The following is a 24,911-nucleotide window of genomic DNA, read 5'->3' as shown; positions in this document are numbered from 1 at the left end:
GCTTGGTCTTTTAGAATCATTCTAAAACAACGCCGCTGCTCGCAGCGGAAGGATTCATGATTCTAAGTGATTCAGATTCTGTGCCGAAAACGTCTGCAATTTCAATGATCTGTCGCGTTTATCCTGACCGCACGGGGGATTTTGCCTGACCCGGCGGGGGCGTCAACCTGACCGGTCGGGGGCAGATAGCTGACCGATTGGGGCTATCCTGACCGATTGGGGGCGATCGCTTTTGGCGGCCTCGCGCCTCGGAATGGTGTCATTCTACGGCGTTTATAGAGCGTGGGCGAGCCGAAAACGAAGAGAACGCGAATCGCATTGCGACTCGGCAGGATCCCGGTGCTTTTGCGGGAGTGCCATACGGTTCTAACCTGACCGGACGGGGGCGACAAAAGAGTTTCAGCCTGCCCTGACTTGACGAGCGAGGACAGGTCAGGCAGCAATTAGGCGAATCTGCCAATATGCGTTCGGCCTATATGACATGGAACATGCGGAAAATCTAAGCGCGGATGCAGCGCAAGAGGCGGAGGCCGATTCGGCGCCGGGCCGTGCCATGCGCGTCGCGGCGGCTTTGCAGGCGAAGGGTGGCGAAGAATTCGCCAAACCCGGCAGCATCGTTGAGATCAAATTCGTGAAAGGCCAGTCGCTCAGCCTGACGGCGTCGCGATTGCTTGCCTTGATGATCCTGACAGCGGGCGGCGATGCCTGGCAGGACCGGCCGCATCGCATGCGCAAAGCCGATATTCGCCGCGGTCACAAGGGTAATGAACGCATCTCCGACATGCTGGAGGAACTTCACCGGACTTTGTTTGCGATCGACGACCGGTCCTGGCGCGGCAAGAAAGCTACGCTGCGTTTTTCGCTGATCTCGTCGTCTCGCGAAGAGGCGGAAGATACAGATGGCGCCGACGCGGGTTGGATCGAATGGGAGTTTACGCCTGATGCGCGCAAGCTCATCCAGGAATCCGAGAGCTATGCCGTTCTTAATAGGCAGGCGGTGCTGGGCTTCCGATCGAGTTATGCGCTGAAACTCTACGAGATTGGATCGCTGCGGCTCCATCGTCGCCAGTCGACCTGGAAGGGCGATATGGCAGCGCTGCGTGCAGCGCTGGGCATATCGCCAGAGGTGTACAAGGATTTCGCGCAACTCCGTCGCAAGGTGCTCGAGAAGGCAAAGGCTGAGATTGATCAGCTCGCTCACTTCCGAGTCGAGTGGAAGGAGATACGACAGGGCCGCACGGTGACCGAGATCGAGTTCCGTTTTGAGCCGAAGGATGCGCCAGCGCAGATCGCGACCGTCGATGAGATTGAGCGGCACTCGACGGGACGCAAGGCGCGCCGGGAAGGGGCTGTGGAAACGGTCGCCGACACGGTGGAAGTGGGATCGGTCGTGAAGGCCGCCATCAGCGCGCTTATCGCGCCGGAGAAGAGTTCGGAAATCGTCTTTCCGGAAGGGACGATCCGGTTCAACGCGGAAGGGTTGGCCGCGATTGCCCGTTCGCATGGGGGCGGATGGGACATCGATCTCATTGCCGACGCCTATCGCCAGCAGATGGGCGACCGTCTGGCGAAGCTCAAGGGCGCGAAGCTGACGAGTTCTTGGACAGGCTTTTGCGAGAGTTTCGTTGCGCGGAGGGGGCGCCCCTAGCGAAAATTGCACCGGTGTAATTTTCCGTCGCCCCCACCGAGTCAGGATAGACCCCTCGATAAGCGGTGATTGGCGATATTCAGGCGATATGCCGACCACGATGCGTCGCGACTTTCGAAACTCCGCTTCTATTTGACGGAAAAGCGCAAGTAGCGCTACAGTACCCCGAGTTTCGCAAAGGGGCGCCCTGTGGCAGCATCACTAGACATCGACGACACCCACGATCTTCTATCGGTGGCCACGCTTGCCCAGCGAACGTCCTCGGTGCTGGAGCGGCTTCGCGATTCGGCGCGCAGCGCGCGCGCGGATGATCGCCGTGAGCCCACTTTCCCAATCGGAAAGGCGGCCGACCTGGTGGGGCGGACGCCTGCAGCGATCCGCGACGCAGAAAAGGACGGGCGACTTCCGCCGCCGCCGCGAACCGAGAATAATCGCAGAGTGGGTTATACGCTCGCGCAGCTCAATGATATGCGGGGCCTGTTCGGCACAAGACCTTGGCGGGCAGCAGACGACCCGTGCTGTGTCGTTGCTGTCCAGAACTTTAAGGGAGGTGTCGGCAAATCAACGCTGTCGGTGCATCTTGCCCAGTATCTCGCCATCCAGGGCTATCGGGTCGCGTTGATCGACTGCGATAGCCAGGCCTCCGCGACGACGCTGTTCGGCTATGTGCCGGATCTCGACCTGACCGAGGACGACACGCTCTATCCGTTTCTCCGCCAGGAGGAAATGACCTCGCTCGACTATGCCCTGCGCAAAACGCATTTCGATGGCCTTGAACTAATCCCTGCCAATTTGCGGCTATTTCAGTCGGAATATGAGATCGCCGCCCGGATGGCGCGCGGGCAGGGGGGGCTTATCGATCGCCTCTCTCAAGGCATCGCGAGCATTGCTGATCGCTTCGATGTCATCGTCCTTGATCCGCCCCCAGCCCTTGGCGCCATATCCTTGTCGGTTTTGCGCGCGGCGAATGCTCTCGTTGTGCCCGTGCCGCCAACCGTCATGGACTTTTCTTCGACCGCGGCGTTTCTGGCGATGCTTGATGAGACCATCGAGACGCTGGCCGAACGCGGCTTTGCGCCAACTCTCAAATTCTTGCGCTTTGTTGCCTCGAAGGTCGACGAGAACAAATCGATGCAGAAGGAACTGCTCAATCTGATGCGGACGTTGTTCGGCCACGCGATGGTACGTACGCCGCTTAAGGATTCTGCTGAGATCGACAATGCGACGGCTCGTCTGATGACGGTTTATGAACTCGACGGCCCCGTCACAAGCAGTGCGGTGCGCAACCGCTGCCTCACTTATCTCGATGGCGTCAACGCTGAGCTGGAATTGGATATTCGCGCCATGTGGCCCAGCCATTTAGGCCGTTTGCGAAAGGAAGGTTTGGCATGAAAAGCAAAAATTGCACCGGTGCAATTCCCGGTAGAGGGGCGGCATTATGAGCAGAAAGAATGCGAGTTTCGCGGCTGACTTAGCAGCCGGAATAAATCTGCCTGAAGATGGTGCGCCCGCCCCGCGTCGTCCCGGCCTTGGTTCGAATGTACTGACTGGAAGAGAGAACCGCTTGGCTGAATTGGCAGCGGGATCGGTTGTTAGCCGCACGCATGAACTGGTCGATCCCGCTCGATGCCGAATGTGGGCGGGGCACAACCGGGAATATGCGCTCCTCAACGAGGAGCGATGCGCCGATCTCATCGAAAGCATAAAGGCGCAGGGACGCCAGGAAATGCCGGCAATTGTCCGGCGGGTGCGCGGCGAATCGGACTTTGATTTCGAGGTGATTTGTGGCGCTCGGCGTCACTGGTCGATCAGCTGGCTGCGTAGCCATAATTACCCCGACTTCCGGTTCTTGGTCGACATCCGCGAACTGTCAGATGAAGAAGCATTCCGCATCGCGGATATCGAGAACAGGGCGCGCGAAGACCTTAGCGATCTGGAGCGGGCACGCGACTATCTCCGTGCGCTTGATGCCTATTATGAGGGCCGACAGAAGGTCATGGCCGAGCGGATCAATGTCACAGAAAGCTGGCTGAGCCGCTATCTTGATCTCGCCCGCCTTCCGGTGGAATTGATGGTCGCTTTTCCCAATCCGCAGGATTTGCGGATCAAGCACGTCACAACGATCAAGCCATTGTTGAAGCCGGACGATCGTCGACAACGCGTATTTGCTGAAGCGGCCGCGCTCAGTGCTCGATCGGGAGGGGAGGGCGCTCCCATGGCTGTGCCCGACATCGTCCGCGCATTGGCGCTGGCGGCCGACCCCCCCAAAAGGTCAGGATCCCCCAAGAAGTCAGGAATGGCGCAGGTTGTATCGAGCGAGACCGGGAAAGCCGTGCTTCGTATCGAGGGCACTGATCGCAAGGGAATTCGCCTGACACTTCTCAATAGGGGTGGGGCCTCTCGTGAGGATGCCGAGAAAGCCATTCGCGAGGTGCTTGACGCCCACTGGGCCTGAAGTGGGCCGACGCAAGAACGGGAGGCGTGACATCGAGCCGTCCGCCCCGCTGCAACTCAATCAGTGGTGGTGAGCCGAGACATCGATACCGAGGCCAGCTAGCATTGAATCGAGTTCGGCCATTTCACGATCAAACTCTGCGAGCGCTGGTACAAAATCTGGGAGCGCCTGGGGCGGGGCAGGGGGACGCCCTACCGGACGGACACCAAACCCGAAGGCGATAGCCAGATCGCGCGTCATGTAGGTCCGCCAGGCCTGACGACCGCTCACTTCCACGAGAAGGTCCAGCTCTGCCGCGCGAGAAAGCAGCTTGCCGGCACCGGAGATCGTCAGGTCCAATCGCCGGGCAAGCATGCGAGGACTGACGACGGGGACAAACTGGACAAGGCTGAGCAAATCCAGGAGTTTGCCAGGACGGGGCGCGCCATGGAGGGCTGCGGCGGCGCGTAAACGGTCTTCCTCGAGCGCCTGGAGCCTCACCAGCCCCTCTTCCGCCCGATCGGTAAGCGACCGGAGGTTACGCAGGACGATGGCCTGCGTGTCGCGCGGCGAGAGGCGAAGCGCCTTGTCGCCAATGGTCAGGCACGGCAGCACGGCCTGGGTTATCTTCATCGATCGCAGGAGCCCGGGGACGGCAAGCCACGGCGTGATCGTGCTGTCTGCGCGGGAGCGCCTGGCCGTAATCTCAAGCGCGCGGAGGAGGGCTGGCCGCTTACTCCAATCTTCTGGGACGGCCGTTGAGATCGCGAGCTCGTCTCGCCAATACCGGGATTCGCGCTGGGCCAATTGCCGCTGCCAAATCGGAAGCGCATCACGATCGTCCAGATTGGTCGGCATCGGCGGGCGACCGGGCAGATTGACGGCGCATTCCCGGCCGAAAATATCAATTTCGTCAATCTCTGCGCCCTGCACCCGCAGCGCCGTGGTATAGCCGGTCCAGGTGGCGCGTCGCTGCCACGGCGCGGCGGCAGGACTGGCTGAAACGCGGGCATCGAGGCGGCCTATCGCCGCTGCCGCCCGTTCCAGACGGGCGACGAGCCTGGATGTCCAGATTGGCTCTGAGAGGTCTGGGATGGTAGCAGGCATGGCATAAACATATCCCCAAAGTAGCCCTAGCGTCTACCATGCCGTTGCTCCCCAAATATGGACCTATGATAATTGCAGTTATCAGATGGCCATATTTGACGCCTCTTTATAAGGTGGGGTATACATCGCGCAGATGGATCACCCCTGGCACCTCGACGACAACGCCCTAATTGCTGGGAAAACCGCGCCAGCGCCGATGGCTGCGGCCGACGATCTCTCCTGGGCGGTGGTGAAGATGCGCGCGGGCGAGCGCATCGTGGTCAATGAGGCGTTGATCGCCGCCTATCAGGCTGCATCCTCACCACACAGCATCCGCGCGCTTAAGTCCGACCTGGAAGCGTTCGACCTGTGGTGCCGTGGCCGCAACCGCGTATCGCTGCCGGCGACCCCGGAGACCGTGGCGGACTATCTTGATGCTCGCGCGGAGAAGGGGAGCAAGCCGGCCTCGCTCGGCCGCTACAAGGCGTCGATCGCCAACATTCACCTACTGCTGGATCTCAAGGATCCGACCCAGGCCTCTCTGGTCAAATTGCGCCTGCAGGCGATCCGTCGTCGCCTTGGCACCGCCCAGAAGCAAGCGCGGCCGCTGCGGTTCAAAGGGCCGGTGCGCAACGTCGAGCGCGACGAGCCACGTGGACTCAACGTCAGAGCACTACTCGAGAGCTGCGCGGACGATCTGCCGGGTCTACGCAATCGCGCGCTGCTCTCTGCCGGGTACGACACGGGGTTGCGCGCCTCGGAGCTGGTGGCGATCGAGGTCGCGCACATCATCGAGGCGATCGATCCGGATTCGCGGCTGCTCAGCATTCCACGCAGTAAGGGCGACCAGGAAGGGGAGGGGGCGACTGCCTATCTGAGCCCTCGGACTGTTCGGGCGATCGCAGCTTGGCTAGAGGTTGCGGGGATCGAGGTGGGGCCGGTGTTTCGGCGCGTGAACGTACGACGCTACAAGGCTAAAGCGGCGGTGCGGGGGAGGTCGATCGACAGCATCTCGGGGCGAGAAACGTGGGATCTGCGTAAGACGCTTTCCAAGCCAGCCGTGAAGGCGCGCGTCGAATATGACGTCGGCTCCTTGGCGCTGCATCCGGGCTCAATCGGGCCGATCTTCCGGTCCATCATCCAGCGGGCGTTCGATCTTGGTGCGCTACCCGATCTGACAGCGGAGGATCTGGCTCGGCTACTCAAAGGTGTCAGCGCGCATTCGACGCGGATCGGGCTCAATCAGGACCTGTTCGCGAGCGGCGAGGACTTGGCCGGCATTATGGATGCGCTCCGGTGGAAATCGCCGCGGATGCCGCTCGCCTACAACCGCAACCTCGCCGCTGAGCATGGCGCTGCAGGTCGCCTCATGGCGAAAATTGCTTAGCCGTCAGCGCCGAGATCGAACGAAAGCTGGGACACTTCCGCCGTTCCTGACTCACGGCTTGAATGGCTGCTTCTGTCTGAAGCAAACGATGCCGATGGACAGAGGGTCTGACCGTAGATGTGCCGAACCTTTGGGAAGAACCTCGTTAGTCCGAGAACGGATCCAGCTGAGCAATACGGCTGGAAGCACGGCGCGCCGGCGGCTAGATCGGTTCAGGGAATTACTATCTCGTGGGGGCGGAGTGCTGACTTCAATTGGGATTGCTGGCGAGGCGACATATCCAGCCGCAGGTGAGAAGCTCACCAACCTTAAAAAGATCGCCTACCTATTCGGTCACAATGGCTGCGGGAAGACAACCGTATCCTGGCTGCGCAATGCGCCACAATCGCCGGCTGCGCGCAATATCCTGCGCCTGATCGAACGGCTCGCCTATATCCGCGCGCTGGACCTTGATCGCAGGCCTCGCATCTGCGGCGTATCGAGCGGCATGCTCAGCTGCTGGGTCAGCATCGGTAGCGACGAGGGTCGTGGTAGTGCCTTCATGGCGCGCCTCCTGGATAGCCGTGAGTGCATCCGTCGAAGTCTGCCTGAAACCGCGATGGGTAAGCAGTCCATGAAGCTCTACAAGCCCAATCACCGCAACGCGCGGTTCGCCCATCTCCATGTCGGCGCACAACGCGCTGTCCAGCATCCACTCTGCGACCTGGATGATCTCACCCGGCCTGATCTCTACCCGGATGATCGCGCTATTGGCCCGGTCCTCGCGGCGTTCATCCCGAAAACGACTGCCGTAATATGGATGCCAGCGATAATGAAACTCTACCATCTGCCCGACATGGGCAGAATGACCCTGCGATGGCCTTGAACCGCAAGAATGCCCTGTTCGCCGGATCGGACGAAGGCGGCGATAACTGGGCGGTGATCGCCACGCTCATCGAATGCTGCAAACTCAACGCCATCAACCCGCACGACTGGTTGACGGCTACGCTCTCGCGCCTCGCCGCAGGTCATCAGGCCAATGCCGTCGACAAACTCATGCCCTGGATCGACGTGGGCTGAAAACACCGCTTACGAATCAGCAACGGAAGTCGCTAATGCATTACAGCGTCACTTTTGGCGATTATCCGATCTGTCGATCCTCCGTCCCGTTAGCAGGCCTTTGGCGCCCGTGCCTTCGAACTCGAACTCGAAGTCTCTCCAGGTTTTCCTCCAGCGTCGCGCCACGTATCTTTCTCCCGGTCTTGCTGCATCATCGAGCATGATAAGGCCTCCCGGTGCGATACGTTCGAAAAGGCGTTCCGCCATTCCTCGGGTAAAGGGATGAATTGACCAAGGCGGTCCATCTATGACAAGCAGATCAATTGTCTGTGGAAGGTCGTGCAAGGCATACCATAATCCAGGCCAGGCCTGGTCCCGAAAGTTCAGCGGAGCATGGCTGAAACTTGCCGACAGGTGGTGCTCAGCGAGCCAAATGCCCATCTGCTCAACGAACGGTTCATACTGATCGTAGCTGTATAAATGCCCGCCACCGTGAAGCGACAATGCTTTGGCGATAACCAGCGAAGTTACTCCGGAACCTAATTCCACAACATTTTTCGGTTGTCGGACTTCAATCTCATCAACAATCCTGTGAAGAAGGTAAGTGTCTGCTTTCCAGCTGCCAAGATGAGGCAAGGCGTCCTGTTCAAGGTTTATACGCTCAAGAACAGCATTTTTTTCAGCTTTGTTTCCCCCATAAAGGCTTTTCAACAGCCAAGGCCATTGGATGAGCGCAAAGAATAGCTGGAACAGGGTTTCGCCCTTTGTGCGCGCGGTGCCTGTTTCCTGCGGCATCTTTTTGGCCAGCATGCCGGTCAGATTTTTGGTCGTCAACTTTCGTCACCTTCGTTATGGATAGCAGTCCAGTGAGCGAGGCAGCAGCCAGTTACCGAGTGTCATCTTAGGCAAACCCACCAATGTATGGCGCTCTCCACAGCAAGTCGTCCGACCCTCGATGATCAGGAGCAAATCTCTTCTCCCATGCTCGTCCCTCTAGAAGCTGGACTGGCGCCCTAAAAAGCCGAGAATTGCGGCAGAAAAGGCGTCGTTTGCATCGCCTGCGACCATATGCGTGGCATCGATAATATCGGTATATTCAGCATGCGGTGCCAGTTCGCGCAGATGTTCGACAGCGCCTTCCGAGACAAGATCACTGGATCCGCCCCTGATCAGATGCAGCGGTAGCGTCAAATTAGCGGCAGCCTTGTATAATATATTGACTTGCTGCTCCTGATGCGCGGTGTCGCTGCAATGTGCAGCCACCATATTGCGAATAAATGCTGGATCCCAGTGCCAGTAATAGCGGCCATCCTCTTTCTGCCGGAGATAGTGCCGTAGGCCACCACCCGCTCTGCGCTTGCGACGATGTGGCATGTAGCGCGCAATGACTTGTGCAGCTTCTTCCGGAGACGAAAAGCCAGTCTCGACATGTTCTTGCATGAAGCTGACCACCCGCATCACGCCGCCCGGCTCGATACGCGGGGCTATATCTACAAGAGTGAGCGATGCGAAGCTGCCTGGGGCGAGGTCTCCTTCGGCTATCATTCCGGCAAGGCCGCCGAGGGAGGCGCCTACCAGAGCCGGTTTGCGATCCATTCCTGATGCTACCGCGACGAGATCGGCCGCAAAGTCGCGCACGTCATACGCACCTGCGCTCGACCAGTCGCTATCGCCATGCCCACGCATGTCTATAGCGATAGCGCGAAACCCCGCCTCGACCAGATCTTGCACTACCCGCTTCCAGGCGCGGCGAGTCTGACCCGCCCCGTGGGCAAGCAAGACGGGCATCGCCCTGCATTCGCCCTTCACTTCAGCAGCCAGGCTGATACCAGCGGCTCCATCGATTTTGCAATTCTTCCCGGTCATCCACCAGTCTCGATCCTGCAGGCCCGATTGAAGATAAACCCCTTAGTCCATTTTTGGCTTTGCCTTTGCGCCACTTCAGGACGTTGCATCCACACACGCGCGAAGAATTGAGAGGGTTGTTCTATCGTCCTGAGTTCGTGCTTCACAGAAGCTGATTGCGCGCCTGTGCATGAAGACGAGGGTTGGTCCGTTCCTGAGCGGTCGATCGCGATCATCTATTTCCGTTCCTCAGTCGTGGGCCGGTAGTCAGGTAGTTTGGGAGATCCCAAGCCTTCCCGGTCAATCTTCTTGGCCGCATCGCCCACGCGTCGAACTGGTTCGCGAACGGCGCGGGCGGTTTCGGCGATTTGTTGCGCATCCCCTTCCAATTGCCTGATCCGGGGCCGTGCGTGTGAAATGGATAGGCCCAGAGACCGGGCTTTGCCTTCGGCATCATGCAAGGGCCGGACGAGGCTGTCGCGAAGACCGCCCCGCGATGCCTCGAGCCTCAGGCGAAGCCTCTCGGCGTCGTCTCCCGCCCGAGCCATTACATTCCCTAGAGAATGGATCCTGTCTTCCTGCAGGGCCTCCCCCGCGATTTGACTGACATCGCTTTTCCAGTTCCGCGTGCGCAGCGCGAGTTGGCCAAGACGTTCCTCGATGGATCGCTGACCGGCAGGGTCCAGCTTCTTTGAGATGCTCTCGGCACCTGACGATATCTTGGCGATCATCTCGCCTGGATTGAGGTCGCCGCTGAGGAGGCCGCCGGTCTTCACTGGTACAAGCGGGAATGGCTGTCCCGCTTGAACTGTAAGTGCCGGTTCACGCTTGTTGCTTCCCGCCAGGCTTATCTCTGCCGATCCATCGAAGAATGATTTATCGACCGACGCTGTCACGCCGCGATGGAGTAAGATGTCCTTGGTAAGGACGAACCGGACCACGACCGTATCCGGATTTGAAGGTTGGAGCCGGACCTGGGTTACTTTCCCAACGGGAACACCAAGAAGGTTGACGCCCGATCCGATTTGAACGCCGTCGACCGATTGTTTAAACTGCACCTCATACGTGGCCCCGTCAGCCTCACGTGACTGGATGAGCCACAGGGTGAACCCAATGACGGCGGTTATGAGCAGGCCGACAACAAGGCTCACCTTCAACCAGTTCGAACGCGTTTCCATGTGACCTAGAAATCCTGGAGCCGGTAGCGCGACAAATGAGCTTTTAATTTTCGCGAGATTTGGAACGTGATCACCGCCGCTTCACTCGTTCGCCAATTGCCAGGGCAATGGAAAGCACCGCCAGCAGCCCGGCGATGATCGGTTCCGAGGCGAAAAGGATTGCAGCACATATTCCCAATGCTGCGGGGTAGAGCTGGGGAGTGGCTCTGCTGTTGCGCTCATCGCCGCGCAATCGTTCAAGATCCCTGGGTGCGATACTGACGGTGATCGATCCGGTACGCGCAACTCTCTCGATCTGTCCCACCAGGCTCGGCGTTGACAAGGCGGCTCTTCCAAGCGCTGCAAACAGCTTGCCCGCTTCGCCACGCAATCGCGCCGGACTCGTTCGCTCGCGCATCAGTTCCTTTGCCAGCGGAGCCAGTTCTCGAGTGATGTCGAATGTCGGATCGATGCGCCGGACAAATCCCTCTGCCGTGAGCAGCGTCCGGAGCACCAGTGCCAGATCGGGCGGGAGCGCGAGATGAAAGTCGCGCAGTATCGCAAAGACGATTTGGAAAATGTCGGTAAGGTCAATTTGCTCGAGCAGAACATTGCTGAAACGGTTGATCAGTTCGGCCAGGGCCTCTTCCAGCCTGACACGGTCAACATCAGGGTCGCCCGCCCAAAGCAGCAGAATATCGACGACCCCGCCTGTGTCCTCCGCCGCGATCGCCAGGCCAAGCCGTACCAATTCTTCCCGGCGTCGCGGCAGAAGCGTCCCCACCGCTCCGAAGTCGATAAGCCCCAGCGTTCCGTCCTCCAGGAAAAAGACGTTGCCGGGGTGGGGATCGGCGTGGAAATGACCATTGATGACGATCATGTGGAGGATCGCCTGCGCATAGGTGCTGGCGAGGCTAATGAGATCAAGGTCGCTTTGCCGCGCCGCCTCCAGATTGCTTGCCGGAACGCCTCGAAACCGCTCCTGTATGTTGACACGCCTGCCGGACAACTCCCAGTCAAAGCGAGCCGTTCGCACGCCGAAAGCTTTGAGATACTCTCCGATCGTATCGCTGGCGCGAGCTTCCGCGCCAAGGTCCATTTCCCGATCGATACTTTCAGCGAAGTGGCGCAGCAGTTCGTCCGGCTTTAGTCGCGCGATCTCGGGGATGCGGCGCTCTGCGATCCGGGCGACGCGGCGCAGCAGCCGAAGGTCGGCGTCGACAATCCGCTCGATCCCGGGACGACGGACCTTGACGATAACGTCCCTGCCGTCGAGCAGCGTTGCTGCATGGACCTGAGCGATCGAGCCGGCCGCAATCGCTTCGTCTTCAAAGGAGGCGAAATAGCTTTCCACAGTTCCGCCGATCGCCTCTTCGATAAGTGGTCGCACGGTGGCGAACGGCAGCGGCGGAACCCGGTCCTGAAGTTTCGAAAGCGCATCGATCCAATCGGGCTCCAGCAGATCACTTCGCATTGCAAGAATCTGCCCGAACTTGACCGCTGCAGGACCGATATCTTGCAGCAGCGCAACGACTGCTTCTGGTCGAGCGCTATCAAATGGTTCCTCACCACCCAGTCTGAGACCTAGCCGGGAGGCCATTCCCTTGAGGCCGTGTCGCCCGAACAGAAGCAGGATTTGTGCGAACCGCTCCCGCTCCTTCAATGCGACCGCTTCAGGCCCGTCCATCAAATGAGGATCAGCCATCATTATGTGCCTTGAGCGTGGGGACGCGACCTCGGCGGAAGCCAGCTTGCGTTTCGAGTTGATCCACGACCTTGTCGAGGTGAAGGATCGCCCTATCCAATGCTTCCAGTTCTTCCGCGGTCAAGCTGCCGAAGGTCTTCGCCACAATGCCATCGTAGAGTGGCAGGGCCTGCTCCAGCATCGCCCTGCCTGCGTCCGTGATTTCCACGAGCTTTACACGACGGTCCTCTTCAACGGGCGAGCGCGTGACCAGATCATTCTGCTCCAACCAGTCAATCGCCTGGGTTACCGTGCGCGGGGCCTGATCGAAGAAGCTTGCAATATCGGTTGAGCGGCTGGGTTGCTCGGCGAGATATACCAGCAGCTTAAGACGGGCCATCGATGCTCCTTGGGACGCAAGGTGCGTGTCGATCAGCCGCCGCATTCTGTACCAGGTCCAGCCAAAGGCCGTCGCGAGTGCGCGCAAATGAACTTCCTGAGGTTCCATATGTTATGTCCTTGCTCAATCTTCGATGGCATGGCAAGGGGAGAGGATAAAGTTATGACTGCGACGAAGCTGGCACCTCTTGGCCCATGGCGTGCCATTGCTCGATCATCATCGTGAGACCCCAATGCTTGACCATGCCAAGGTTCAAGATATGCGCTGCGTGGCGTTGATGCCAGCAGGAGCCGAAATCGTCCGCTGCTCAATTCCCATGCTGCTAGTGCGATGATCGCGGCAGATTGGCATATTGACGAGGGTGGCGGCCCGACTCTGCATGTGAGCGGTGACTGGACTTCGCTTGCTTTGGGCGATGCGGCAGGGCGCCTGGGTGCCCAGTCGGCCGGGAGTCTAGACGTGCAGCGTCTCGATCTTTCTGCTCTGGGGCGGATCGACACTGCCGGTGCCCTCCTGCTTTTGCGGTCCATGGCTCCAGACGCCGATATAGACTTTGGCGAAAGAGAGGATTTGCAAAGGCTGATAGACCTTGTTCGACCTGCCCTTGAACAAGATACGGCCGGTAAGGCTGGCGTCACTGGTGTTCTGGGATTTTTCGAGCGCTTCGGCCGTCAGGTAATCGGGATCGCCGATGACGCCTACCAGATGCTGGTGTTCACTGGGCAGCTTATTGTGGCGCTCGGCCGTACCCTTGGCGATCCTCGCCGACTGCGCATGACGCCGCTTGTCGCGTTCATGCAGGACGCGGGCATTAATGGGCTTCCGATAGTTTTTATCATGACCTTCTTCATCGGCGCGGTCATTGCGCTCGTTGGCACCAACCTTTTGACAACGCTTGGCGTTGAGGTGTTCACGATCCAGTTGGTGGGCGTGGCCATCCTGCGCGAGTTCGGCGTGGTGATCACTGCCATCCTTCTGTCTGGACGTTCCGCATCTTCCTTTGCCGCTCAGATCGGTTCGATGCGGATGAACCAGGAAACCGATGCGATGCAGGTTATGGGCGTGGACCGCTTCGATGCGCTGGTAATCCCGCGCATCTTAGCCGCGCTTCTCATGATGCCTCTTATGACCTTCTGCGCGGATATCGGCGGTCTTGCTGGCGGACTCTTGGTCAGTTGGGTGACGATTGATATCAGCCCGGTCTTCTTCATCCAGCGTACGCTCGAAACGGTGGACATTAAGCATTTCTGGATAGGCATGTGCAAAGCGCCGTTTCTGGCTCTGATCATCGCTGCTGCGGGCTGTCGGCATGGCCTTATGGTCGGCGGCGACGTCCAAAGCCTTGGTCAAAATGTGACGTCCGCGGTCGTCCAGTCAATCTTCATGGTCATTATGTTCGATGCGATTTTCGCGGTTATCTTCATGGCGCTCGATCTGTGAGGGCGCTTGTGGAAACCGATGCCGAAGACGTGCCCATTCGCGTCAAAGGCCTGCGCACGGCTTTTGGCGACAAGGTCATCCATGAGGATCTCGGCCTTGAGGTCAAGCGCGGTGAGATATTGGGTGTGGTTGGCGGATCGGGTTCCGGTAAGTCGGTGCTGCTCAACACCATCCTGGGCCTCAAGCAGCCCGATGGCGGATCCGTCGAGATATTCGGGCAGGACATCCGCGATCCGCAAGCGCACAGTGAAGTCGAGCGTCGGATTGGGGTGATGTTCCAGCAAGGCGCATTATTCTCCTTTCTCACCGTACAAGAAAATGTCGAGGCGCCACTTCTGGAACATACGAAACTTACACGTGAGTATGTGCACGATCTTGCAAGGCTGAAGATCAAGCTTGCTGGTTTGCCGGAAGATGCAGGCTGCTTGAAGCCTGCCGAGCTATCTGGCGGAATGCGCAAGCGCGCGGGGGTAGCCCGCGCAATCGCGCTGGATCCTGATATCCTCTTTCTCGACGAGCCGACTGCCGGCCTCGATCCAATTGCTGCAGCCGAATTCGATGATCTTATCAGAACATTGCGGGATGCTCTTGGCTTCACCGTGTTCATAATAACCCACGACCTCGATACTCTGTACGCGATTTGCGACCGCGTTGCGGTTGTCGCTGACAAGAAAATCGCCGCTGTTGCAACGATCAAAGAACTTGAACGGTCAGATCACCCGTGGATCCGGAGCTATCTTCTGGGACCGCGCGGCCGTGCCGCGAAAAAAGAGAAAGAAAGCTGATGGAACGCCATGCCAACTATGCTCTGGTAGGCGCCGCCTCCATCGCGTTGCTTATCGCCACGCTTGTTTTTGTGGTCTGGCTCGGCGGTTCGGCCAAAGGAAGTGATTCTTACCAGATCGTGTTTCATGGGCCAGTCAGAGGTTTAAGCGTTGGAGGCGAAGTGCAGTTCAACGGCATCAAGGTCGGGGAAATCGGCGGAATCCGCCTCGACCAGCGCGACCCCAACCGTGTGATCACGGATATCGAACTGACGCGCGGGACACCGGTGCGCGAAGATTCGGTCGCATCCTCTGAAAGTCAGGGCATCTCAGGGGTCAGCATCGTGCAAATCAGCGCGGGCACGCCGAGCAAGCCGCTGCTCAAGACCAATGATCACGGTAAGCGGCCTGTCATCGCCAGCAAGCCCAACGCTATGTCTTCATTGCTGCAAGGCGGAGGACAGGTGGTGGCAAGCGCGACCGAGGCACTGAGCCGTGTGAACAAGGTCCTTTCTGATCGTAATATCGCCAACATCGGCGGTGCCATTCGCGATGTCCGAATGACTACGGCGGAACTGGCGGCCAATCGGACCATGTTCGCCCATGCCGGTTCCGCGCTCGCCAAACTGGATCGGGCGGCTGACGATATTCAGGGCGCGGCCTCGGCCGTTCGGCAGATTGCCGATGGCGATGGCAAGCGCGCCTTCGCCGATATCTCCCAGGCGGCAAACGAACTCAAATCGGCAGTTCATGAGGCTCGCGGCGTGATCGCCAAACTCGACACGCAAAGCGCCGATATCGGTACGACCACGATCCCTAATATCAATGCGACCATGCTGACCTTGCAAGAAACAGCTGAATCGCTGGACGGGCTAATTCGCGGGATCCGACAAAGTCCCCGCGAAGCTCTGGCCAAAAGCCGGGGTGCTGAACTGGAGTTGCCTAAGTGACATTATCAACCAGGAATCGGACTTTTGCACTTCTGTCGAGCGCCTTGCTGCTGGGTAGCTGTGGAAACCTGCTAGGCGGCGGCGAGCGCGCTGACCTTTTCAGGTTTGGCGTGGTTGAGCCCACGTCCGTCACCGGGATGCAGGGTGCGCTCCCGACTCGCTCTGTATCTCTGCTTCGCCCCCGGTTCTCGCAGGAGGTAGAGGGCGATCGCATGCTCACCACGCGGGGGGAACGTGCGCTCTACCTTAAGGGGGTTCGTTGGGTGGCGCCGGTCCCCGATCTTTTCACCCAGGCGCTGATGCGTCAATATGCGGCGCGGGCACCTGACGTGCGCCTGACGGGCGTCAGAAATGCCACCGGGGCATCGCATGCGCTGCAGATTGATATCGAGCGATTCGAAGCACGGTATGCCCTAGATGGGGGTGAAAAAGCACCGCCCACTGTCATTATCGAAGGCGATGCAACCCTGTTTGACCTTACTGATCGTCGTCCCGTTGAGGCCAAGCGCTTCTTGGTGCAGGAGCCAGCGTCCGCAAATACCACGAGCGGGATAGTCGCCGCTTTCGATCGTGCAGTAGCTCGCTCAACCACAGAATTGACGGATTGGTCCGCGCAAGCAGCGCGGAAGCATTCCACGGAGCGCGCGCTTGATACATCGAAGGATCGAATGAAACGCAAGCAGGGGATAAATTGATCATGAACTTGTCGCCGATCTCTACAATCTTAGGGCGCGAAAGCATGTACAAAATCGCCATGCGCCAGATAGCTTCGTAGGTATCTACGAGTTTTTGTTTTTATCTGAAGGGCTGACCCGATCGGAGCCAGAGTAAGCAAGATAGTATAATCCCGGATTCTACGTCTTAATAAGCGATAGCATATCGACCATGTGATAAGTCAAATCTCGCAATGATTAATATTGCTATCGGATTATGAAATGCAGTCCGCTGTCGATTTAAGTGACACTCATTTGACAATTTAATTTATGCAATGCGGGCGATGGTGGAACGATTATCCAACAGCATCGTTACGACGTCGTCACGCTTAACGTGATGCGGCCACTTGACCGCTCGAAATCTATTCTACGGAGAAGGTATTATGCTGAAAGTCATTATGGCCGCGGGCGCGCTAGCGCTTTCAGGTTCAGGGGCTCTCGCCCAAGCTGTTTCACCAACAAACACAGGTTCAATGTCGAGCATGGATACCGGCACAACACCGATAGCTGGACAGAATGAGCCAGCCTTTGTGATGGCTGCATCGGATGCGAACCTCTATCAAATAAAAGCAGCGCAGTTCGCCGTGACCAAGGCTCAGCGTGACGATGTGAAGGCTTATGCCAAACGTGTTCAGACCGAAGCGCAAATCGCGCAGAAAGCTCTCATGGCCGCGCTGCGCAACGATCAGCGGACAATAAAAGCGCCATCGTCATCGCTTTCCTCCGACAGAGCCGCACTCGTGAAGCTGCTCCAGAAGACGCCGCGCGGCAGCTTCGATAATCTTTATCTATCCCAGTCCGCCCAGGTACTACAGGCGGCATGGGCCATCAACAAAGGCTATGCGCAAGACGGCACCGACCCAGCCTTGAAGCAAGTCGCGGGAACCGCCGTTCCCACACTTGAGCAAGAACTCACCAATGGGAAGGCACTTCTTCCTTCAGCATTGACCGGCGGTCAATGATCATAGTGGCGCCCGTTCTTCACGGGCGCCACTCAATGTGATCGTCATGCCCTGGCGGGCAGCCGCTGTTATTTCAAGCGAGGTAACAGCGAACCCCACAGCGGTCGTGTTTGTGCTTTCAACCTTGTCTTCAGGATATTGGGCGGATGATGATACTTGTTTTTGCCATGGCGGCTCTTGCACAAACCCCCGAGCAACCCGCCAGAAAAGATGAGACAGTTGACCGCGGTCGGGAAATCGTCACGCAGCCGGCGAAAGATATTGGCGCGGCCAAAACCGAAATTCCAGCTATTCTGGAAAGAGCGCAAGAAAATCCATATGGTCTCGCCGGCTTGAAATCCTGTGCGCAGATCAAGGCCGCAACTACGGAGCTCGATAGCGTCCTCGGACCTGATTTTGCGGTCGGCAACAACAAAAAAGAGAACAGGGCTGGTCGGCTGGCCGAGGCTGGAGGGAAAACTATTGTTAACACAATCATACCGTTTCGGGGCTTAGTTCGGGAGATTTCGGGCGCAGCTCCGGCCGAAAGACGCCTGGCGGCAGCGATTGACGCCGGCTTCGCACGCCGCGGCTTTCTTCGTGGAACAGCGCTCGCGCGGCGCTGTCCGGGGAGCAAAAATTAGCGACGAAAGCTGACGCTATTGAATTCGACGCCTCTGTGTGAGGCTGCGCATTATCTCTTGAACTATGGCATTGCAGGGTAATGGGCCGGGGCGGGAATAACGAAAAGCTACTCGGGCCAGAAACAACCTATATTATTGCTTCCAGGCAAGGTGACGGCGGCCCAACCGATCAAAGTGCCGGGTCACCTTTCGTGTGACCCTGGCTGATATCACCATAGGCCACAATTGTGGGGATTGAAACGGGACACCAATTCGAGGCTCACTTCTTAACGACCGCCCGATCGGGAAAGTAATTTTTCGCGTCGGAGTGCTCGGCATCACGCGCCATCAGTTTCTGTGTTGTGCACCAGCCTGGCAAACCGCTCCTCGGTATCTTTTGATTCTTGCTTGAAGATTGGGGGAGCTACAGCCTGATATGCGGCTTAGGTGTAGGACCGGTCCAGCGGCCGCGGGCAAGGAGCGGGTTATCTCTGCGTAATGCTGAGGTTCCATATAATATGCAATTGCCGATCACTCCTTAATGCTGCAAGACAGAACCACACCGCGCAACATTGGGATTGTAATTTATATGGCGGACAAGTCGGCCACTGTTTCGGCGGATCCTGAGGGCCTCGGCGAATCTGCGGTGTCGCCGCTTAAATCGCCGCGCGTTCGCCTCGCGATGCTCATTGGCGCCATCCTGCTGCTCATCGGTGGCTTTGTCTGGTACTTGGATCATCAGAACCGGGGCCGATACATGCAGGTGACCGACAACGCCTATGTTGCGGCAGATTCCGTCATCACAGCGCCCAAGATCGCCGGATATGTTGAACGGGTGTTCGTTATCGAGAATCAGACGGTTCGGCAGGGGCAGTCTCTGGCTGAACTCGATCCCCGCGAATATCGGGCGCAGACCGAACAGATTACCAGCCAGATCGAAACGGCAACGGCTGCGGGGGATACGACGCGCTCTCAGATTTCCGAACAGCAGGCAGCCATAGCGCAAGCGCAAGCCCAGCTCAACGCGGCGAGCGCCGAGGCTGCTTTCGCCGCACAGCAGGTTACGCGATATCAGCCGCTTGCCGCATCAGGCGCTGAGCCAGGGGAGCGTTTCGCGCAGCTTCAGACGCAGGCACGACAAGCTCGCGAGCGAACCAATGCTGCGCAGGCGGCGCTGATCGCCGCGCAACGGCGTGTCGGTACACTGGGCGCGCAGGTGCGTCAGGCCCAGTCGCAAGCAGAGGCCGCGCGTGCCCAACTCAAGGTGGCGCGCGTCAACGTCGAATCGACAGTGCTCAAGGCTGCAATCAATGGCCGTGTGGGCGATCTGGCTGTCCGTGTGGGGCAATTCGTGCAGCCCGGCACACGCATGATGACACTGGTTCCTGTCGATCGATTGTTCATTGAGGCGAACTTCAAGGAAACTCAACTGGGGCTTATGCGCGTCGGCCAGCCTGTTGGCATCGAAATCGATGCGCTCCCTGGCGTCGAACTGACCGGGCGTATTGCCAGTATCGCCCCTGGCACGGGCGCCCAATTCTCGGTGCTCCCCCCCCAGAATGCGACCGGAAACTTCACAAAGATCGTACAGCGCGTGCCTGTACGCATTGCAATCGATGCTCCTCTCGAAGTGCGCACGCTCCTTGTGCCGGGAATGTCGGTTGGAGTAACGGTCGATACGCGTTCAGCCAGAGGAGAGATGGATCGACTCCGTCAGGCCGTAAGCCGGAAGCGTTGACAGTGGTCACGGTCACAGCATCTCCAGACGCAGCTCGTTCCGCGCGTGCGGACTTGACCGCTTGGATCGCTGTTGCTGCCGGCTCGCTCGGCGCACTGCTGGCGACCCTCGACATCTCGATCGTCAACTCGGCACTGCCAACGATCCAAGGCGAAATCGGAGCAACCGGCACTGAGGGAACGTGGATCGCCACCGCCTTTCTCGTTGCCGAGATCGTCGTCATTCCGCTGAGCGCCTGGCTTGAACGGCTTTTGGGACTGAGAACCCTCCTTCTCATTTCCGTGACTGCCTTTACCGGGTTCTCCATCCTATGCGGCATCGCCACCGACCTTATGACGATGATCATCGGACGAACCGGGCAGGGCCTTATGGGAGGGCTGCTGATACCCACCGCCATGACGATTGTCGCAAAGCGACTCCCGCCACCCCAGCAGCCCATCGGGATGGCCCTTTTCGGAATGACCGTAATCTTGGGACCCGTTCTTGGCCCCTTGCTCGGTGGCTGGCTGACGGAAAATTTGAGCTGGCACTATGCCTTCTTCGTCAATGTTCCGGTCTGCGGGATACTCCTCTTGCTCCTGTTGCTCGGCCTGCCGCACGAACGTACGAATTGGGTCTATCTTCGCGAGGCCGACTGGTTGGGTATTATAGGCCTGATCCTTGGCCTTGGAGGACTAACGATCGTGCTCGAGGAGGGGCACCGTGAAGACTGGTTCGAATCGACGCTTATCATCCGGCTGACGTTTATAACCGTAGCAGGGTTTGTGATGTTGGCGATCGGACAGATCTGGGCAGCAAAGCCCGTCCTTAAGCTGCGAATCGTCATGAGCAGACAGTTCGGCAGCGTCGTTATCATGGCGCTAGCGCTGGGCATGGTGATGTACGGATCGACCTTCGTCATCCCGCAGTTCCTGTCGCTTATCGCCGACTATAATGCCCTCGAGACCGGACAGGTCATCTTTCTCATGGGCGTTCCTGCCTTCTTTGTGATGCCGTTCGTGCCGTTTCTGATGCGGGTTGTCGACATCAGGCTGGCCGTTGGCGCTGGCCTCGCGCTTATGGCTGCTAGCTGCTTTGTGAACACCAGTCTCACAGTGGAATCCGCAGGCGAAGCCTTTACTACCGGTCAGCTGCTGCGCGGGGTGGGGATGATCTTTGTCATGCTCTTTCTGAACCAGGCCGCCATTACCTCAGTCAGCAAGGAGGATGCTGGAGATGCCTCAGGCATCTTCAATGCTGCGCGAAACCTCGGTGGCTCATTCGCTCTGGCGGCCCTGACGTCGTTCCAGGACCAGCGTATGTCACTCCACAGCCGACGGATGGAGGAAACGCTGTGGGCAAACGATCCAAGCGTGCAGGAGTATATCGCGGGGATGTCTCATACTCTGGGAAATATGGACGCGGGCCTTCAGTCGCTCGCTGGCACAATTCAGCAGCAGGCGTTCGTCATGACCTATAACGACATATTCTTGACGATGGCGGTAGCGACTTTTGTGACGCTTCCGTTCGTGTTTTTCCTTCGCCCGCTCCCCAAGGGGATGTCGCTGACGATGCATTGAGGTGGTAATGGCAAAGTTAAGTGGTCTCATCCTTCCGCTGCTCCTTGGTGGATGTGTGGTCGGCCCGGACTATTCCGGACCACCAGAGCTCGGCCAAGCCGCGCCGCGGCCGACATTCGTTCGTCAACCAGCGGATGCGTCGACCAGCGAGCCCGAACTCGCCGAATGGTGGACGACGCTGCAAGATCCGGTTCTCGATGAGCTCGAGCGGCGCACTCTTGTCGCGAATCCCTCGATTGATGTTGTGCAGGCCCGACTTCGCCAAGCCCGTGGGTCTGTACGCCAGGAGCGAGCAAACCGCCTGCCGACGGCTGGTGCTCAGGGCGCGGCCATATTTGCTGATCTTCCCGGGATCGATCTCCAGGCCAGTCAAGGAAGTACTCTACCCACACCTGTTCCGGCACCTTCATCCGCCCAGGATGCGGACACGTCTCTGCGTTTCTACAACCTTGGTCTGAACGCAAACTGGGAAATAGATCTCGCGGGCGGGCAGGTGCGAAAAATCGAAGCGGCAAACGCGCTGGCGGCGGCAGCGGCGTATAATGTTGCAGACGCAAAGGTTCAGCTCAGCGCTGAAGTCGCGCAGACCTATACCAATCTTCGTGACCGGCAGCAGCGCGCCGCTGCTTTTCGGGGAGGTCTCGACCTTCAGCGCCAGCAACTCGCCCTAGCCCGGCAGCGTTTCGGGCAAGGCACAATCCCGGCCTTCACTGTCGGCCAAGCGAACCGCGCGGTTCAGGCCACGATCAGCGATCTCGCCGCGGCCGATGCTGAGATCGAAATATATATGAATGCGCTAGCGGTTCTCGCCGGTGAAGCGCCGGGATCTCTCGATCCGCTATTGACGCCACGGCGCGATCTCCCGATCCCCCCTGCGCGGGTGTCGATCGGAGACCCTTCGGCGCTCCTGCGCCGTCGTCCCGACATCCGCGCTGCGGAGCGCAATCTCGCCGCCACAACCTCCCGGATAGGGGTCGCGGAAGCAGCTCGTTTTCCGAAAATCAGCTTCATGGGGATTCTCGGGATTGGCGGCACGTCCATCGGAGACCTGGTAGATCTGGGCAATATTTCCAACATCGCCGTCCCTCAGCTGCAATGGGGCTTGCTCGATTTTGGACGAACGTCAGCGGCGATAGCACAGGCACGCTCTGGTCGCGATGAAGCCGAGGCACAATATCGGCAGGTAGTGCTCGGCGCGCTTGAGGATGCGGAGACGTCGCTTGCGCGCTTTGCACAGCAAAGGCGAAACGTCGCCGCTTTTGCCGAAATCAAGCGGTCAGCAGATGAAGCGGCAACGCTGATGCGGCAGCGCTATGCGCGGCAGGTCATTTCGAGAGGCGACACTCTTGAGGCTGACCGCCAGCAGCGGCTTGCAGAGGCAAACCTGCACAGTGCGGTTGCGGCCCTCACCGCCAGCTATGTTGCCATACATAAGTCGCTTGGACTGGGATGGACAGAAGCGGGGAGTCAAGCTTCAGCCCTTATGAGCAAATAATGATGGTATCTGTCCGGACTTGCCAATACAAGAATCGGCGGCCCTGCCCACCGCAATGATGACTTTTGGCACAGGGCAACCCGCCTGTTCGGCATCCATCCTGCGGCCCTTGCGATTATACAGAGTTTCGCGGGGTAACGCGCCCCGGGGCGATTGCGATGTGTTTGACGGGGGTTGCCCCCGATAGGATGAAATACGGATTCACGACCGCATAGCCGGACGCAACATCGGACCGGAGACAACCATAGAGCAGTTTATCGGCCTCGACGTGTGATTGGATAGAATTTCTGTCCGACGAAGATCTATCCCGCGGGGAGTTGTCCTGACCGCGTATACGACCTTGTACCCGACAGACGGCATCACCCGCAGGCGGAAGATGGGGGCGCTTGTAAAACCGTAAGCGCCGACGGAACGTGGCCTTGTCGGCATCACCGAAATAGGAAAGCTCGCAGCCTTTAAGGAGGCGGGAGCATGGACAACGAGCAGTCAAACGAGATGGGGTGGTTGCCGCCCTCCCCAGACGGCACTGAGATGTGCCAGGATAGTGGAATTAGGACCACTGAGCGGAAAGGACGGCAATCGTGTCAAAAGATACAATGATCGGCGTGGACTTGGCAAAGTCCGTGTTTCAGCTTCATGCAGCGTCAATGACAGGCGAACCCAAGTTTCGGAAAAAGCTGGACACCTCGAAGAACCGCTGGATTTGCGTGTAGGGTCGACGGTGCGGATTGAGGCGGCGTGGAAGGAGTGATGTTGCAGCGTATTTGTCGGTGATTTCGATATTGCCGGTGCCGCAGTGGCCGGATTTACCGTCGGTGGCGCTTGGTTCATATCAAGCAGGCGCAGTTCGCCCTTCGAGCCAGGCCAAGCGCTGGAAGTTATAGGCCAAGTTGGCCATGCCGATCTTGATGGTAGCGCGGGCGATGCCGATGGTGCGCACGACCAGCCCCATGCGGTTCTTTTGCCCGGCGAACACATGCTCGACCTGGGCGCGGATCTTGGAACGCCGGGTATTGGCCTTGGCGATCCGCTCAGGCAACGCTCGCCGCGGTTTACGCCGCTGGTGAATGTGGCTGGTGAACATGCCACTGGCCAGGAACGCCTCGTTCTTCTTGGATCGATAGGCGGTATCAGCCCAGACGCCGGAGGCAGTGTTGTCCTTACTGATCAGAACCGGCAGCCGTGCGCCGTCATGGGCATTGGCGGCGCTGGCATCCCAGGTGCGGATCAGCCCATGGGTTTTGTCGATGCCGATATGATTCTTGTACCCGAACATCGGGATGGCCAGATCGACCGGCCTAGCCGCCTTGGGATCGGCGCCCTCTTTGATCTTGGCCTTGCTGTACTTGATCGACCAGCGCGCATCACGGTCCTTTTGCCGGGTCTTGGCCGGCTTCCAGCCCTCGGGCACGCCGCCTTCCTTGATCGCTGCTTTCTCCGCTTCGGTATTGCGCTGTTTGGGTGCCTGCACGACCGTAGCGTCGATGATTTGCCCGCCCATGGCGAGATAGCCCCGATCCTTGAGGGCAGCGTCGAAGCGAGCGAAAAGTTTGTCTATGGCCTTGGCATTTACCAGGCGTTCCCGAAACAGCCACACCGTGGTCGCATCCGGCACGGTGCCATCGAGCCCAAGGCCCAGGAACCGTTGGAATGACAACCGGTCTTTGATCTGAAACTCGGCGGCCTCGTCCGACAGCGAATAGAGCGCCTGTAGAACCAGAATCTTGAACATCAGCACCGGATCAAAGGGCGGTCGCCCACCCTTGCCGCGAACGCAGCGACGAAGCGCTGCCACCAGCGGACCACGGAAAACCTCGAAATCCACAACTGCCGCTAATCGCTCCAGCGGATCGCCCGCTGCGCTCAGCGCATCGTACCGGTCCGAAAGATCGAAGAAACCAGGCTGACTTGCCATCATCGCCTCCTACGCATCGCCGACGAAGTGAATCAAATCCGCCGATCAAACGCCAGAGTTTTTCGAGGTGTCCAGCTTCCGCGTTCAGCCTTCG

The 24,911-nt window shown here is 58.7% G+C and carries 21 protein-coding genes and 1 pseudogene; 15 read left to right on the top strand and 7 right to left on the bottom strand.

Going from position 1 to position 24,911, the window contains the following annotated elements:
- Window positions 1-553: 553 nt before the first annotated feature.
- The 3 genes from C100_RS39660 (at window position 554) to C100_RS39650 (ending at window position 4,103) form a co-directional block, all read left to right on the top strand.
- Window positions 554-1,648, top strand: a complete 1,095-nt coding sequence (locus C100_RS39660; RefSeq protein ID WP_037530772.1) for a replication initiation protein — start codon at window positions 554-556, stop codon at window positions 1,646-1,648.
- A gap of 189 nt (window positions 1,649-1,837) precedes the next feature.
- The gene (locus C100_RS39655; RefSeq protein ID WP_024020679.1) at window positions 1,838-3,040 is read left to right on the top strand and encodes an AAA family ATPase; all 1,203 of its coding nucleotides are present in this window, start codon (window positions 1,838-1,840) and stop codon (window positions 3,038-3,040) included.
- Between the two features lie 46 nt (window positions 3,041-3,086).
- The gene (locus C100_RS39650) at window positions 3,087-4,103 is read left to right on the top strand and encodes a ParB/RepB/Spo0J family partition protein (RefSeq protein ID WP_024020678.1); all 1,017 of its coding nucleotides are present in this window, start codon (window positions 3,087-3,089) and stop codon (window positions 4,101-4,103) included.
- 60 nt (window positions 4,104-4,163) lie between these two features.
- Here the strand turns inward: C100_RS39650 and C100_RS39645 are convergent, their stop codons facing one another.
- On the bottom strand, window positions 4,164-5,189 hold the full coding sequence (locus C100_RS39645; protein WP_024020677.1) for a hypothetical protein: 1,026 nt from the start codon (window positions 5,187-5,189) through the stop codon (window positions 4,164-4,166).
- A 133-nt stretch (window positions 5,190-5,322) separates the two neighbouring features.
- Here C100_RS39645 and C100_RS39640 point away from each other — a divergent pair, with 133 nt between their 5' ends.
- The 3 genes and pseudogenes from C100_RS39640 to C100_RS39635 all read left to right on the top strand — a co-directional run.
- Complete coding sequence (locus tag C100_RS39640) at window positions 5,323-6,555, top strand: integrase (protein WP_031309823.1); 1,233 nt, start codon at window positions 5,323-5,325, stop codon at window positions 6,553-6,555.
- A complete protein-coding gene (locus C100_RS47940; protein WP_161633928.1) occupies window positions 6,518-7,420 on the top strand; it encodes a hypothetical protein in 903 nt (300 codons plus the stop codon). Before C100_RS39640 ends, C100_RS47940 begins: the two co-directional genes overlap by 38 nt.
- Window positions 7,411-7,614: pseudogene (locus C100_RS39635) on the top strand (transposase domain-containing protein); the annotation flags it as partial. The gene C100_RS47940 and the pseudogene C100_RS39635, both read left to right, overlap by 10 nt.
- Before the next feature lie 48 nt (window positions 7,615-7,662).
- Here C100_RS39635 and C100_RS39630 read toward each other — a convergent pair.
- The 5 genes from C100_RS39630 to C100_RS39610 all read right to left on the bottom strand — a co-directional run bounded on the left by C100_RS39630 (window position 7,663) and on the right by C100_RS39610 (window position 12,787).
- On the bottom strand, window positions 7,663-8,427 hold the full coding sequence (locus C100_RS39630) for a class I SAM-dependent methyltransferase (protein WP_152536489.1): 765 nt from the start codon (window positions 8,425-8,427) through the stop codon (window positions 7,663-7,665).
- Between the two features lie 159 nt (window positions 8,428-8,586).
- The gene (locus C100_RS39625) at window positions 8,587-9,459 is read right to left on the bottom strand and encodes an alpha/beta fold hydrolase (RefSeq protein WP_024020672.1); all 873 of its coding nucleotides are present in this window, start codon (window positions 9,457-9,459) and stop codon (window positions 8,587-8,589) included.
- A gap of 215 nt (window positions 9,460-9,674) precedes the next feature.
- Window positions 9,675-10,616 (bottom strand): MlaD family protein, encoded by a 942-nt coding sequence (locus tag C100_RS39620; protein WP_024020671.1) that lies wholly within the window; start codon window positions 10,614-10,616, stop codon window positions 9,675-9,677.
- Between the two features lie 70 nt (window positions 10,617-10,686).
- On the bottom strand, window positions 10,687-12,303 hold the full coding sequence (locus C100_RS39615; RefSeq protein ID WP_024020670.1) for an ABC1 kinase family protein: 1,617 nt from the start codon (window positions 12,301-12,303) through the stop codon (window positions 10,687-10,689).
- A complete protein-coding gene (locus C100_RS39610; RefSeq protein WP_024020669.1) occupies window positions 12,293-12,787 on the bottom strand; it encodes a MarR family winged helix-turn-helix transcriptional regulator in 495 nt (164 codons plus the stop codon). Before C100_RS39610 ends, C100_RS39615 begins: the two co-directional genes overlap by 11 nt.
- 222 nt (window positions 12,788-13,009) lie before the next feature.
- Between C100_RS39610 and C100_RS39605 the strand changes: the two genes are divergently transcribed.
- From C100_RS39605 to C100_RS39565, 9 genes are all read left to right on the top strand, one after another.
- Window positions 13,010-14,119, top strand: a complete 1,110-nt coding sequence (locus C100_RS39605; RefSeq protein ID WP_024020668.1) for an ABC transporter permease — start codon at window positions 13,010-13,012, stop codon at window positions 14,117-14,119.
- A gap of 8 nt (window positions 14,120-14,127) precedes the next feature.
- Entirely contained in the window at window positions 14,128-14,904 is a 777-nt protein-coding gene (locus C100_RS39600; protein WP_031309820.1) for an ABC transporter ATP-binding protein, read from the top strand.
- Window positions 14,904-15,833, top strand: coding sequence for an MlaD family protein (locus C100_RS39595; RefSeq protein WP_024020666.1), 930 nt, complete (start codon window positions 14,904-14,906; stop codon window positions 15,831-15,833). Before C100_RS39600 ends, C100_RS39595 begins: the two co-directional genes overlap by 1 nt.
- 137 nt (window positions 15,834-15,970) lie before the next feature.
- Entirely contained in the window at window positions 15,971-16,528 is a 558-nt protein-coding gene (locus C100_RS39590; RefSeq protein WP_235219106.1) for an ABC-type transport auxiliary lipoprotein family protein, read from the top strand.
- Between the two features lie 401 nt (window positions 16,529-16,929).
- Window positions 16,930-17,508 carry a DUF4142 domain-containing protein gene (locus tag C100_RS39585; protein ID WP_235219105.1) on the top strand — a complete coding sequence of 193 codons (579 nt, stop codon included), beginning with the start codon at window positions 16,930-16,932 and terminating at the stop codon, window positions 17,506-17,508.
- Between the two features lie 149 nt (window positions 17,509-17,657).
- On the top strand, window positions 17,658-18,131 hold the full coding sequence (locus C100_RS39580) for a hypothetical protein (RefSeq protein WP_405053679.1): 474 nt from the start codon (window positions 17,658-17,660) through the stop codon (window positions 18,129-18,131).
- Between the two features lie 568 nt (window positions 18,132-18,699).
- Window positions 18,700-19,848 (top strand): HlyD family secretion protein, encoded by a 1,149-nt coding sequence (locus C100_RS39575; RefSeq protein ID WP_024020662.1) that lies wholly within the window; start codon window positions 18,700-18,702, stop codon window positions 19,846-19,848.
- 53 nt (window positions 19,849-19,901) lie between these two features.
- Window positions 19,902-21,407 carry an MDR family MFS transporter gene (locus C100_RS39570; protein ID WP_024020661.1) on the top strand — a complete coding sequence of 502 codons (1,506 nt, stop codon included), beginning with the start codon at window positions 19,902-19,904 and terminating at the stop codon, window positions 21,405-21,407.
- Between the two features lie 7 nt (window positions 21,408-21,414).
- On the top strand, window positions 21,415-22,902 hold the full coding sequence (locus C100_RS39565) for an efflux transporter outer membrane subunit (protein ID WP_024020660.1): 1,488 nt from the start codon (window positions 21,415-21,417) through the stop codon (window positions 22,900-22,902).
- Between the two features lie 832 nt (window positions 22,903-23,734).
- On the opposite strand, the gene C100_RS39560 is transcribed toward C100_RS39565, so the two are convergent.
- On the bottom strand, window positions 23,735-24,817 hold the full coding sequence (locus tag C100_RS39560; protein WP_031309815.1) for an IS5 family transposase: 1,083 nt from the start codon (window positions 24,815-24,817) through the stop codon (window positions 23,735-23,737).
- Window positions 24,818-24,911 lie beyond the last annotated feature (94 nt).

The organism is Sphingobium sp. C100 (assembly GCF_000508185.1).
Classification (GTDB): domain Bacteria; phylum Pseudomonadota; class Alphaproteobacteria; order Sphingomonadales; family Sphingomonadaceae; genus Sphingobium.
Note: the sequence above shows the minus strand (reverse complement) of the source record. Positions and strands in the feature narration are given on the sequence as shown.

What these genes read in the sequence shown, in the direction of transcription:
- C100_RS39660 (WP_037530772.1), top strand. Translation starts at nt 554, where the DNA reads ATGCGCGTCGCGGCGGCTTTGCAGGCGAAGGGTGGCGAAGAATTCGCC.
- C100_RS39650 (WP_024020678.1), top strand. Translation starts at nt 3,087, where the DNA reads ATGAGCAGAAAGAATGCGAGTTTCGCGGCTGACTTAGCAGCCGGAATA.
- C100_RS39645 (WP_024020677.1), bottom strand. Translation starts at nt 5,189, where the DNA reads ATGCCTGCTACCATCCCAGACCTCTCAGAGCCAATCTGGACATCCAGG.
- C100_RS39640 (WP_031309823.1), top strand. Translation starts at nt 5,323, where the DNA reads ATGGATCACCCCTGGCACCTCGACGACAACGCCCTAATTGCTGGGAAA.
- C100_RS47940 (WP_161633928.1), top strand. Translation starts at nt 6,518, where the DNA reads ATGGCGCTGCAGGTCGCCTCATGGCGAAAATTGCTTAGCCGTCAGCGC.
- C100_RS39625 (WP_024020672.1), bottom strand. Translation starts at nt 9,459, where the DNA reads ATGACCGGGAAGAATTGCAAAATCGATGGAGCCGCTGGTATCAGCCTG.
- C100_RS39620 (WP_024020671.1), bottom strand. Translation starts at nt 10,616, where the DNA reads ATGGAAACGCGTTCGAACTGGTTGAAGGTGAGCCTTGTTGTCGGCCTG.
- C100_RS39615 (WP_024020670.1), bottom strand. Translation starts at nt 12,303, where the DNA reads ATGATGGCTGATCCTCATTTGATGGACGGGCCTGAAGCGGTCGCATTG.
- C100_RS39610 (WP_024020669.1), bottom strand. Translation starts at nt 12,787, where the DNA reads ATGGAACCTCAGGAAGTTCATTTGCGCGCACTCGCGACGGCCTTTGGC.
- C100_RS39605 (WP_024020668.1), top strand. Translation starts at nt 13,010, where the DNA reads ATGATCGCGGCAGATTGGCATATTGACGAGGGTGGCGGCCCGACTCTG.
- C100_RS39595 (WP_024020666.1), top strand. Translation starts at nt 14,904, where the DNA reads ATGGAACGCCATGCCAACTATGCTCTGGTAGGCGCCGCCTCCATCGCG.
- C100_RS39590 (WP_235219106.1), top strand. Translation starts at nt 15,971, where the DNA reads ATGCAGGGTGCGCTCCCGACTCGCTCTGTATCTCTGCTTCGCCCCCGG.
- C100_RS39585 (WP_235219105.1), top strand. Translation starts at nt 16,930, where the DNA reads ATGCTGAAAGTCATTATGGCCGCGGGCGCGCTAGCGCTTTCAGGTTCA.
- C100_RS39580 (WP_405053679.1), top strand. Translation starts at nt 17,658, where the DNA reads ATGATACTTGTTTTTGCCATGGCGGCTCTTGCACAAACCCCCGAGCAA.
- C100_RS39575 (WP_024020662.1), top strand. Translation starts at nt 18,700, where the DNA reads ATGGCGGACAAGTCGGCCACTGTTTCGGCGGATCCTGAGGGCCTCGGC.
- C100_RS39565 (WP_024020660.1), top strand. Translation starts at nt 21,415, where the DNA reads ATGGCAAAGTTAAGTGGTCTCATCCTTCCGCTGCTCCTTGGTGGATGT.
- C100_RS39560 (WP_031309815.1), bottom strand. Translation starts at nt 24,817, where the DNA reads ATGGCAAGTCAGCCTGGTTTCTTCGATCTTTCGGACCGGTACGATGCG.